The organism is Cryobacterium sp. (assembly GCF_025463825.1).
Classification (GTDB): domain Bacteria; phylum Actinomycetota; class Actinomycetes; order Actinomycetales; family Microbacteriaceae; genus Cryobacterium.
Genome location: NZ_JAODBG010000105.1, coordinates 37,050 through 48,117, shown reverse-complemented (window position 1 = coordinate 48,117; position 11,068 = coordinate 37,050). Strand labels below are relative to the sequence as shown.

12 protein-coding genes and 1 pseudogene are annotated in these 11,068 nt (G+C 69.8%); 4 read left to right on the top strand and 9 right to left on the bottom strand.

What is annotated here, in order from left to right:
- Positions 1–187 (bottom strand): transposase (locus JWP54_RS12850; RefSeq protein ID WP_297372690.1); only part of this gene is annotated, 187 nt, incomplete at its 3' end.
- Positions 188–430: 243 nt separating this feature from the next.
- On the opposite strand from JWP54_RS12850, the gene JWP54_RS12845 reads away from it, so the two are divergent.
- Entirely contained in the window at positions 431–823 is a 393-nt protein-coding gene (locus JWP54_RS12845; protein ID WP_297372689.1) for a hypothetical protein, read from the top strand.
- A gap of 37 nt (positions 824–860) precedes the next feature.
- Here JWP54_RS12845 and JWP54_RS12840 read toward each other — a convergent pair whose 3' ends face one another.
- The 3 genes and pseudogenes from JWP54_RS12840 to JWP54_RS12830 form a co-directional block, all read right to left on the bottom strand.
- Positions 861–1,640, bottom strand: a complete 780-nt coding sequence (locus tag JWP54_RS12840; RefSeq protein ID WP_297372686.1) for a glycosyltransferase family 2 protein — start codon at positions 1,638–1,640, stop codon at positions 861–863.
- On the bottom strand, positions 1,630–2,505 hold the full coding sequence (locus JWP54_RS12835; protein WP_297372692.1) for a fumarylacetoacetate hydrolase family protein: 876 nt from the start codon (positions 2,503–2,505) through the stop codon (positions 1,630–1,632). The genes JWP54_RS12840 and JWP54_RS12835 overlap by 11 nt, the downstream gene beginning before the upstream one ends.
- A gap of 66 nt (positions 2,506–2,571) precedes the next feature.
- Positions 2,572–4,134, bottom strand: a pseudogene (locus JWP54_RS12830) (DNA-3-methyladenine glycosylase 2 family protein); the annotation flags it as partial.
- A 163-nt stretch (positions 4,135–4,297) separates the two neighbouring features.
- Between JWP54_RS12830 and JWP54_RS12825 the strand changes: the two are divergent.
- The 3 genes from JWP54_RS12825 to JWP54_RS12815 all read left to right on the top strand — a co-directional run bounded on the left by JWP54_RS12825 (position 4,298) and on the right by JWP54_RS12815 (position 6,722).
- On the top strand, positions 4,298–5,509 hold the full coding sequence (locus JWP54_RS12825; protein WP_297372684.1) for a PrsW family intramembrane metalloprotease: 1,212 nt from the start codon (positions 4,298–4,300) through the stop codon (positions 5,507–5,509).
- Positions 5,510–5,683: 174 nt separating this feature from the next.
- Positions 5,684–6,055, top strand: coding sequence for an FKBP-type peptidyl-prolyl cis-trans isomerase (locus JWP54_RS12820; RefSeq protein WP_297372682.1), 372 nt, complete (start codon positions 5,684–5,686; stop codon positions 6,053–6,055).
- Positions 6,056–6,293: 238 nt separating this feature from the next.
- Complete coding sequence (locus JWP54_RS12815) at positions 6,294–6,722, top strand: hypothetical protein (protein WP_297372680.1); 429 nt, start codon at positions 6,294–6,296, stop codon at positions 6,720–6,722.
- Between the two features lie 45 nt (positions 6,723–6,767).
- Here JWP54_RS12815 and JWP54_RS12810 read toward each other — a convergent pair whose 3' ends face one another.
- From JWP54_RS12810 to JWP54_RS12790, 5 genes are all read right to left on the bottom strand, one after another.
- Entirely contained in the window at positions 6,768–7,193 is a 426-nt protein-coding gene (locus JWP54_RS12810; protein ID WP_297372678.1) for a pyridoxamine 5'-phosphate oxidase family protein, read from the bottom strand.
- Positions 7,194–7,265: 72 nt separating this feature from the next.
- Positions 7,266–8,513 (bottom strand): cobalamin-independent methionine synthase II family protein, encoded by a 1,248-nt coding sequence (locus tag JWP54_RS12805; protein WP_297372676.1) that lies wholly within the window; start codon positions 8,511–8,513, stop codon positions 7,266–7,268.
- A 67-nt stretch (positions 8,514–8,580) separates the two neighbouring features.
- Positions 8,581–8,847 (bottom strand): protealysin inhibitor emfourin, encoded by a 267-nt coding sequence (locus tag JWP54_RS12800; RefSeq protein WP_297372673.1) that lies wholly within the window; start codon positions 8,845–8,847, stop codon positions 8,581–8,583.
- Positions 8,848–8,951: 104 nt separating this feature from the next.
- Positions 8,952–10,136: a M4 family metallopeptidase gene (locus JWP54_RS12795; RefSeq protein ID WP_297372671.1), complete on the bottom strand. Its 1,185-nt coding sequence runs from the start codon at positions 10,134–10,136 to the stop codon at positions 8,952–8,954.
- A gap of 56 nt (positions 10,137–10,192) precedes the next feature.
- Complete coding sequence (locus tag JWP54_RS12790; RefSeq protein ID WP_367274223.1) at positions 10,193–10,840, bottom strand: SDR family oxidoreductase; 648 nt, start codon at positions 10,838–10,840, stop codon at positions 10,193–10,195.
- Positions 10,841–11,068: the final 228 nt, after the last annotated feature.

The window sequence follows — 11,068 nt, the reverse complement described above, 5'->3', positions numbered from 1 at the left end:
CGACGACGAACAACACCTGGCCGTGTCGCTTCAGCTGCGTAATTAGCTCGCGCAGCTTCGTCTCGTCGTTGGGCAGGGCCTTGTCGAAGAGTTGCTTGCCGGCCCGGTTGAGGGCGACCGCGTGGTGCTCTCCCTTGCCGACGTCCACGCCGATGAAGACGTCGACGCTGTCGTAGTTCTCGATCATGAATCCTCCGTCTCAGGTTCCGCAAAGTCGGCCTGAACCGCGGCATCAAGTCCCGGCATCCACGTTACGAACGGCCTGGGACACGTCCCGGTCCAGCCCCTATCAGCGATCACTCGATGCCAGTCAGGCCCGGTGACAACACCCCCCGGATCATGGACGACTGGGGGCAAGAACCATGCCGGGCCTGACAGGCCAACACCCTCACATAACTACACGATCAAGGGCTACGAAGAAAGTAACGGGGTGCGCTGGCTCGGCCCGGTCAGCGGCCCGGTGCCCGCGCGCACCATCGCGTCGCTGATGGTCTGGGGCATCGTGACCAACCGCAACCACACCCCGCCCGGCCGGCTTGCGCTGGCCCGGCTGCGGTTCGGCCGCACGCGCCGCAGCAGCATCGATGCGATCATGGCGCTGATGAAGCACACCCCGGACTCCCGCCGGGCGCTGGCCCGCAGCCCGGTTCCGGTGCTCATCGCCGTGGGCGAGAGGGACCTATGGCGGCTGCGGCTGCATCGCCGGTTTGCGCGCCGGATCGGCGCGGAACTGCAGGTGTACCCGACCCGGCACAGCCCCTGCGAAACCACCCCGCACCAGCTGGCCCGTGACATGCTCGCGCTGTACGCCCGCGGCCGCTGAGGGCGCCGCATCCGCTGCGTCGCGGCGAATCGGCCGCTCAGCGCGCCCGACGGGGGTTCTTGCGGCGACTCGCGGCGCCCTGGCGGATGCGCCAGGGCGAATAGTCCGGCCAGCCGGAGAACAGCGTGCGGCCGGCCCAACGGATCCGGCGGGCCAGGCCACGCGGGGTGTCGAACGGGCGGCCCGAGATCGCGACCCGCAGGGTGCGGTCGAGGGTGACCGGTTGGTCCGGGGCCAGGTGCATGCTGAAGTCGAGGTCGTCGTGCACATCGGCGCTGCTCCGGCGAACCCGGGTGCGGTTGTCGGCCCACACCTGGCGCCGCATGGCGAAGTTCGAGCCGAACAGCGGATAGTGCCCCACCCACAGTCCCATCCACACGAAGTAGCCGCCGATGTAGATCCGGCGGCCGAACAACGCGGTGACCGGTCCGCAATTGTAGAAATCGCCGGGCCCGGTGTACACGGCGGTGCCCGGATGCTGCGTGAATCGGGCCTCGATGCGCTCGAGCCAGTCCACGGGCGGCACCGAGTCGGCGTCGAGGCGTGCGATCACGTCCCCGCCGGCCGCGTCATAGCCGGCGGCGGCGGCGGGCCAGATGCCCCGCACCGGCTCGGTCACCGTGCGCACGCCGGCCGCCAGGGCGACAGCCGCCGAGTCATCCGTGCTGGCGTTGTCGACCACGATGATCTCATCGGCCCGGCGACGTTGCTGCGCGAGGGCGCGGAGACAGGTGCGCAGGAACTGGGCGTCGTTGTAGACCGGAATGACCACCGAGATGGTGATCGGCGTGCGGAGCGGAGCGGGGTCAGATTTCACGGCAATGAGTCGTGAGCAGGCCGATGCGGTCGATGGAGACGGTGACCGTCGAACCGTGCTTGAGGAACACCTGCGGCTTGCGGCTGTAGCCGGCGCCGCCGGGGCTGCCGGTGGAGATCAGGGTGCCGGGCATCAACGTGGAGGTGAGCGAGAGGTACGAGATGATCTCGGCGACGGTGCGCACCATGTCGCCGCTGGACGCGTCCTGCAGGATGCGCCCGTCGACGTGAGTGGTCAGCCAGAGGTCTTGTGGGTCGGCGATCTCGTCAGCGGTCACGACCAGCGGCCCGGTGGGGGTGAACCCGTCGAACGACTTGCAGCGCGACCACTGGGCTTCGGAGAACTGCAGGTCCCGCGCGGTGATGTCGTTGACGACGGTGTAGCCGAAGACGTAATCGAGGGCGTCCCGCACCGACACGTTGCGGGCCGGCCGGCCGATGATCACACCGAGCTCCGCCTCGTAGTCGACCTGGGTGGTGAGGTCGGTCGGCCAGGTGACGATCGATTCGTGCCCGGTGAGCGAGTTCGGCCACAGCGAGAAGACCGTGGCCGCGGTCTCGCTGCGTAGCTTGAGCTCGGAGGAATGGGCGGCATAGTTCGCGCCGATGGCGATGATCTGCGGGGGCCGGAGCACGGCGGAGGAATGCCGCAGGTCATCGATCGAGGTGAGGCTGGCGCCATGGGTCAGAGCGTTCGCGGTGAGCGCCCGCACCCGGTCGAATTCCGGCGCGCCTTTCTCGATGAGCTCCTGCAGGTCCCGAGGGGCGTCGTCCACGACCTCGTCGACGAACAAAGCGGTGTCGTCCACCACGATGGCAAGACGGGGGGTGGATTGGCCTTCGACTCTGAGATGCGCAAACTTCACCTGATCAGCGTAACGGCGCATTCCCCTCGCCGGGGCACCATTCTGCCCGGCCGGTCGCGGATCGCCCGCCGCGCGCCAGAGGTGCATTCCGGCGTAGCTGCGCCAGGGGGCCCACCGGATACCGTGCGCGGCGAGGTCGGCGGCCCGGGCGGGCAGCCCGATCCGGTCGGCGCCCTGCCGGAGCGCGAGATCGCTGGTGAGCAGGATGTCCGGACTGCCGAGTACCCGCATCGCCACGTACCCGGCCGTCCACGGGCCGATCCCGGGCAGGGCGGTGAGCCTGGCCTGCAAGTCGTCCCGTGATTCGCCGACGTCGAGCACCAGGTCGCCGGCGGCGAGGGCCTCGGCGACGCCCACAATCGCGTCGACGCGGGCGGCCGGGCCGCGCAGCACGTCCCGGCCGTGCACCGCGATGCTGGCGGCGGTGGGAAAGAAGAGGGCCGGCGCGACAGTGAGGTCGAGGGCATCGGTCGGGCCGGGGCGGAGGGGACCCGGGCCGCCGTGGAGTGGGCCACCGGGCGACGCGCTGCCGGTGACGGGTTCACCGAGGACGGCGCTCAGCCGGCCGAGGGCGGTTCGGGCGGACGCCACCGACACCTGCTGGCCGAGCAGTGCCCGGAACAGCGTCTCCTCCGGGTCCAGGCTCCCGGGCACCCGGATGCCCGGGGTGTGTCGCACCGATCCGGCCAGCGCCGGATCGTCGGCCAGTGCGCGATCGATGGCCTGGGCATCCGCGTCGAGGTCGAACAATCGGCGCACCCGGCTCACGAGGGGAGCGAGGTCGGCGAGGTTGTCCAGCCGGGCCACGCAGGCCACGGCCGGTGCCGCGGCCGTGCCCGCGAGGGACAGCTGCAGCGTTGCCCCGCCGTGCGGGAGGCGCACGGTGCGCTCGTACCCGGCCGCGGTGGAGCGCTCGACGCCGGCCACGGCGCGTACTCCCAGGAAATCCACCAGGCCTCGCCCGTCGAAGGGTGCGCGGGCCGGCAACAGCAGGCGGATGCTCGAGCCGGGTGCCGCGCTGTGCCCGACCGGCGAGCCGTGGGCGCCCAACAGCCTGGCGCCGGCCCGCAGGGCGGAGGGGGTGCGCTCGTAGACGGCGGTGATGGTGTCGTTGAACTGCCGCACGCTGCCGAAGCCGGCCGCGAAAGCCACGTCGGTCACCGGGAGGTCGGTGCTGGTGAGCAGCACCCGTGCGGTCTGGGCGCGGTGGGCGCGGGCCAGGGCGAGGGGACCGGCGCCGACCTCGGTCACGAGCACCCTGGCGAGGTGCCGGGGCGTGTAGCCCAGTCGCCGGGCCAGTCCGAGTACGCCCTCACGCTCGACCGTCCCATCGCCGATCAGCCGCATCGCCCTGGCCGCGAGATCGTCGCGGATGTTCCAGGCCGGCGACCCCGGCACGGCTTCGGGCAGGCACCGCTTGCAGGCCCGCAGGCCCGCCTCATGCGCCGCCGCCGCCGTGAGGTAGAACGACACATTCCCCGGCTTGGGCGTCATGGCCGGGCAGCTCGGTCGGCAGTAGATCCCCGTCGAATGCACACCCGTGATGAACTGGCCGTCGAAGCGCGCGTCCCGCGACGACATCGCCCGATACCGCTCGGCGAAGACCGGGTCGTCGACCCGTCCCCGCAGCGAGGCGCCGGCGCGGGCTTCGACGGGGGACGTCGGGTGGGTCGCTGAAGTCACCCGTCCAGCCTGACACGACCACAACGCGAGCGGTAGCGGAATTCGGACACCGCGATCTCTGCCGTCGTCGGGACTGCCGAATCGGTGACGTCCCCCTAAACTGACGGGCATGACCCTCGACCCGACCGGCCGTTCCGCCGCCGTGCCCGCACAGGATGCCCCCATTTCCAGTCCCGTTTGGAGCGCACCGGTGCGACGCGCCAGCACGGTCACCGTCGTCCTGACCAGCATCGGCATCGTGGTCGGCGCGCTGGCCGTGATCCTGGTGCTGGTGTACATGGCCACGTTCCTCGGCGCCGCCGCCGTGGGGATCTGCCTGGTGCTCGCGCTCGTGCCGCTGACCCTGGTCGTTCTGGCGGTGCGCTGGGTCGACCGGTGGGAGCCGGAACCGCGCCCTGCCCTGTGGTTCGCCTTCCTGTGGGGCGCCGGGGTGTCGATCGTGACTGCCCTCATCTTCGACCTCGGCCTGCAGATCGTGATCGCAGTCAGCGGCGCGGGAAGTCCGGGCGGTGACTTCATGTCCGCTGTCGTGCAAGCGCCGCTGGTGGAGGAGGCAGCCAAGGGCTTCGGCCTGCTGCTGCTGTTCTGGATCATCCGAGGCCAGTTCAACGGCCCGATCGACGGGGTGGTCTACGCGGCCATGATCGCGGCGGGCTTCGCGTTCTCGGAGAATATCCAGTACTTCGGCCTCGCCATGCTCGAGGGCGGCCTGGGCACCCTCGGCGTCACGTTCCTGCTGCGCGGGGTGCTGTCGCCGTTCGCGCATGTGCTCTTCACCGCCTGCACCGGTTTTGCGCTCGGCCTGGCCGCCCGGCGTGCGTCCGGATCTGGCTACCTCGGTAGCGTGTTGATCGGGTTCGTTGCGGCGGTGCTGCTGCACGCGTTGTGGAACGGTGCGTTCTTCTTCCTCACCACCAACGAGTCGCTGGTGGGCTACTACTTCCTGGTGCAGGTCCCGATGTTCCTCGGCGCGATCCTCACGATGATCCTGCTGCGCCGGCACGAAGAAAAACTGACCGTGCAACGACTCGGCGACTACGCCGCGGTCGGCTGGTTCACCCCCGCGGAGGTGGAGATGCTCGCCACCACCCGCGGGCGGCGCCAGGCCCGCGCCTGGGCGCACTCGCAGCCGCCGGCGCGCCGGCTCGCGATGAACCGCTTCATCGTGGATGCGACCCGGTTGGCGTCCGTGCGGCACCGCCTGGTGAGTGGGCACAGTCGCCCGGCTCGACCGGGCCGGCCCGGACCATCCGCGGACCACATCGAGGAGGCCCGGCTGTTGGGCCTGCTGGCCGCGGACCGGGCCGAGGTTCTCGGCTGACGATAAGGTCTCGCCCTCTGAACGAGAAAACTCGCCGCCCGGTGGTGTGGCATTGCCGACAACTCTCCCGGAGCGGCGAGTTTCTATGCATTAAGAATGCACCTGGGTTCGTCGTTCGCGCAAGGGGGAATTTCGGGGTAGGCAGCACGGGCCGGGATCGGGTTGGATGGACTCATGACTGATTTGAACAGCAAGCCAGAACTCGACTTCCCGGAGGGCCCCGCGCCCGAACAGCTCGACACCGTCGACATCGTCGTGGGCGACGGCGCAGAGGCAACACCCGGCGCCACCGTCGACGTGCACTACCTCGGTGTCGAGTACGACACCGGCGAAGAATTCGACTCTTCCTGGAACCGGGGGCAGTCGATCAACTTCCCGCTCGGCTCCCTCATCGCCGGCTGGCAGCAGGGCATTCCCGGCATGAAGGTGGGCGGTCGACGCAAGCTGACCGTGCCGCCGCACCTGGCCTACGGCCCCGCGGGCTCCGGTCACCGGCTCTCCGGCAAGACCCTGATCTTCGTGATCGACCTGCTCGGCGTCAGCTGAGACCCGCCACGTACCTGCGATCCTCGTGAGGAGTGGCCCCGGAGGCTGCTGACCGCGCTCCGGGGCACATCGTCGTCAGGGCCCGCTTTCACAAGCGGGCCCTTTCTGCTGCCCGGCACGCCACGTACCTGCACGGTTCGCGCCGAAACCGGCATGACCTGCTCTTTGTGCGGCTGATGGGCCGGTGTGAGTACGGGATGTTCTCGCGTTCCGTCCTCCGGCGCGGCAATAATGGGTCATGATCACAATCGACTGTGCCCGTGCGTTGCAGCAGGCCGGATTGCGCTGGCGTCCGGTTTCCGGGGATTCCTTTCGGATCGAGCGGCCCGGCTTCGACTCCGAGGTGTTCACGGTCAGCGAGATGACCATCGAAGCGCACGAGTTCGACACCGGTACGATCCTCGGCTTCAACGGCACCACGGAGTGGGCGCTTGACTCGCTCGCCCTCGAGGACGCGCTGTGGCTGCCCAGGGAGGACCAGCTCCGCAGCCTGCTGCGCGGCACGTTCCGCTCGCTGCACCGGCAGGGGGAAGGCCGGTACCGGGTCACGGTGCACGTGGACGCCGTCGACGAGGTGTTCGATGCGGCGACCGCCGAGGACGCCTACGGAACCGCTGTGCTCATGCTCATCGGCCGCTCCGGTGCCAGCATGACCGCCCAGGCCTGACCGGCGCACGCTGATACGTCTCGGGCCGGCCGGGCGACCTGCGGCCTAGTAGCGCTCCGGCTCCGGCGCGAGCGTGAACCGGCGGCCGGTGAGCTCGGTGGGGGTGATCTCGACCCAGATGTACTTGAGCGTGGGGATCAGCGGGTGCAACGGCAAGGCATTGGCCGCGTCGATCTCGGCCTGCGTGTCCAGCATCCGGGCGATTCCCTTGACGACGACACTCCAGGCGTCGGCCCGGCCGATGTCGTCGGTCTCGAGGGCGACCTTGTTGTTCACCGTCAGGGCGAGCAACTTGGTACCCTCCGCCGTTCGGAACAACAATTTCCGGTCAGCGGCGACGAAGTTGAGCGGGAAGATCTCGATATCGTCGGCGACACTGGCCGCCAGGCGACCGAAGCTCGAGGAGAGCAGCAACTCCCAGCATTCGTCCGCGCTCAGAATACGGACCGGATCAGGGTCGTTGATGTCCATGTCCCCATGCTCCCACTTTGCCGCCTTTTCGGCGACTACCGGCGCGGAAGCCGCGGGTGTGTTGCGGGCGGGTTACCGGATGGTGGTGGCGGACTTGCCCCACAGCCGCGTGGTGGCGAGCTCGGCGCCCGCGACCAGGGAATCCAGCTTGGCCCAGGCGATCTGCGGGTGGATCCGGCCGCCGAGGCCGCAGTCGGTGGAGGCAATCACGTTGTCGCGTCCGACCACGTTCGCGAAGCGTTCGATCCGGTCGGCCACCAGTTCGGGGTGCTCGACGACATTGGTGGCATGACCGATGACGCCGGGGACGATGGTCTTGCCCTCCGGCAGTGTGACGTCTTCCCAGATCCGCCATTCGTGTTCGTGGCGGGCGTTGGCGCCCTCGAACGAGTATGAGCCCGCGTTGATCTCGAGCATGGTGTCGACGAGGTAGCGGAATTCGAGGTCGGTGGTGTGCGGTCCGTGCCAGCTGCCCCAACAGAGGTGGAAACGGATCTGGTCCGCCGGCAGGCCGCGAAGGGCGTGGTTGAGCGCGTCGACGCGGATACGGGTGAAGGCCAGGTAGTCCTCGACGGTGGGGGCCGGGTTGATCTGGTCCCAGTTCTCGGCGATCGACGGGTCGTCGATCTGCAGGATCAGGCCCGCATCGATCACGGCGAGGTATTCCTCGCGCATCGCGTCGGCCGTCGCCCAGATGAACTCCTCCTCGGTGGCGTAGTACTCGTTGCCGATCCGTGAGGCGCTGCCGGGGGAGAGTGAGGTGATGAAGCCCTGTTCGACGCCGGCCGCGGTCAGGCCCGACTTCAGGTTGGCGATGTCGGAGGCTATCGCGGCATGGCCGGTATAGGTCACCGGCCCGGTGGCGGAGGGGAAGGCCGGGGCCCGGTCGCCGACGGAAATGCCGCTCTTGGGGTCCCCGTAGGCGTCGGCGAACAGGGTCCAGTCGCGCCGGTCGGGGAAGGTGGTCAGCTTCACATTGCCGGGGCTGGAGTGCACCGGGGCGCCGGAGAACGGTCCGCCCGGCACGAGTTCGAGCCCGCTGAGGCGCTGGAAGGAATACGACCACCAGGCGCCGTAGTCCACGGCGCTCGACATCGCCTTGCCGAACTCGCCGTCGCCGGGGAGGGTGAGGCCGGCATCGACCTGGCGCTGCACCAGGTCCACGACCGCACCCTCGAGCAGCGGCTCGAATCCGTCCGGGTTGTCGAGGGTGAGGCCGTCCACGGCCGCGACCAGGCGGGCATCGTTGGCGGCGAGCAGCGCCTCGGTCCGGGGCAGGCTGCCGGCGTGACTGGTGGGGATGTGGTTCGCGGAGGTCATCCCGTCAGTATCCCAAGCGGCCCCGGCCGGGCACCGGTTTGTTACGGCCGGTCGTAACGAGGTGCCGTCAGCGTTCGCTCGCGGCGCGCACCCGGTCGATCAGGTCCCGCCACGCGCCGTGCACCTGCGGTTCCGCCAGGACCACCTCATGCGGGGCGCACCGGATCCGGTACACGAACCGGTCGGGGGCCGGCGTGGTGTCTTCGGCCTCATCCCAGGGCAGCTCCTGGAGGAACTGCACCCAGGCCGCCGCATCCGGCTGTTCGTCGACCTGCACGTCCCAGGTCACGCGGAGTCCGGCCAGCCCTCCGCTGCGTGACACGATGACCTTCATGGCCCCATGCTACGTCCGGCGGCGTCACGATCGGGGATGCCGCGACGATCGGCAGTGCCTTCCCAGTCAGCGGCCCGCTGTCCGCCTGCGGGATTCGAGACCGGTCAGGACGCAGCCCGCAGCGGATCCAGGGCGATCCCGACGCCGTCCCAGCCTGTGCGCACCGCCTCGTGCTCGAGTGAGCCCCGGCCGTAGCGGGTGACGGCGGCCGTCTCGGTGGCCCGGGCGAAAACTGCGAAGGTGGCGGTGGCGGTGAGGTCCGGCCCGGTGAGGGTGTCGTACCAGATCTGTCCCGGCGCGTCCCAGGCGTTGCCGCCGAGCGCATCGGCGACCAGGTAGAACGCCCGGTTGGGGATGCCGGAGTTCAGGTGCACTCCGCCGTAGTCGTCTTCGGTGTCCACGTAGCCGTCCATCGAATCCGGCTGCGGGTCAGTGCCCAGCACGTCGTCGTTGTATGCCGTGCCGGGTGCCTTCATTGAGCGCAGCGCCTGGCCCTGCACCTCATCGGTGAAGAGCCCGGCGCCGATCAGCCAGCTGGCCGCCGCGGTGTCCTGGCCCAGGGCGTACTGCTCGACGAGGGCGCCGAACACGTCCGAGACGGATTCGTTCAGGGCGCCGGACTGGCCCTGGTAGACCAGGTTGGCGCTGTACTGGGTGACCCCGTGGGTGAGTTCGTGGGCGATGACGCTTAGTGAGATCGTGAACCTGTTGAACACTTCGCCGTCGCCGTCGCCGAACACCATGCGCTCGCCGTCCCAGAACGCGTTGTCGTAGGACTGGCCGTAGTGCACGGTGGCGTCCAGCGGCAGACCGCGGCCGTCGATGGAGTCGCGCTGGTACCGGCTCCAGAACAGTTGGTGCGTGTCGCCGAGGCCCGTGTAGGCCTCGTTGACGGCCACGTCGGCCGCGGGTGGCTGGCCCTCGGTGCGGACGACCCGGCCGGGAAGGGTCTGCAGGTGCTGGGCATCACTGATGGTGCGCCGCGTGACGCCGGGCACTGCCGCGGGCGGGACCGGAAGCGCCGTGGCGTGCGGTGCGGCCGATCGCAGGCTGCGGATCGGGTCGTCGACGCGCAGGGAACGCCGGGCGGCCTCCGCGGCGCCCGAGAAGCGCGGATCGTCGACGGTGGCCAGGCGCGCCAGGAGGTACGGCGGCACGATGCCGCACCGTACGGCGGGGGCGTGACCGGAGGCGGGGGCGTGACCGGAGGCGTGGGTGTGGGCGGGCGTCCGGGGGTCCCGGCGGCCGGGGAACGGGACGGGGCTGTGAGTGCTGTCTGTGCCTGTCATGCGGAGAGTCTGCCAGCACGCTCCGACATTCGCATCCGTTTCCTCTGGCGCGTCCGTCACACCGCCGACCAGCCGCCGTCGGAAGCCAGGACGATCCCGGTGACGTTGGCGGAGTCGGCGCTGGCGAGCCAGGTGATGGCCGCGGCGAGCTGGTCGGCGCTCGCCACCGGCGGCAACACGTGCTGGAACACCGGGCCCAGCACCGAGCCGGCCAGGGCCGACAGCATCGGCGCTTCGATGTTGGTCTGCACGCCTCCGGGCGCGACGGCGTTGCAACGGATGTGTTGCGCCGAGTACATCACCGAGGTATTGCGGGTGAGTCCGATCACAGCGTGCTTGGAGGCGGTGTAGGCGACGCCGGCGGCGCCGCCGCGGAGGCCGGCCTCGGAGGTGACGTTGACGATGGAGCCGCCGCCGCCGGCGGCCATGACGGGCAGGGCGGCCCGGATGAGGCGCATCATCCCGGTCACATTGATGCCGAAGACGCGCTCCCAGGTGGCGTCGTCGACCTCGCCGGCGGGCAGGAAACCGTCCATGATGCCGGCCACGTTCGCCACGACGTCGATGCGGCCCTTCGCCGCGGCGACGAGCCTGGTGGTGGTGTCCTCTCGGCTGATGTCGCCGTCGACGGTGACGATGTCGAGGTCGCCGTACTGGTCGACGAGCTCCTGCAGCCGGGCGGGCACGACATCGCCGGCGATCACCCGGGCGCCCTCTTGGGCAAGGGCACGGCCGTCGCCTTGCCGATTCCGGAGCCCGCTCCGGTGACGATCGCGGTCTGGCCGGCGAACCGGTCCGGGGTCAACGGTGATGCCATCGGGTGCTCCTTTGCGGTCCTCAGGATCATGGGGTCTATGGGCGGGGAGACGCAGACGAGCCGGCTGAGACGAACGCACCATTCATAGCACCGTCCGGCCGTGGTGGCGCGGGTC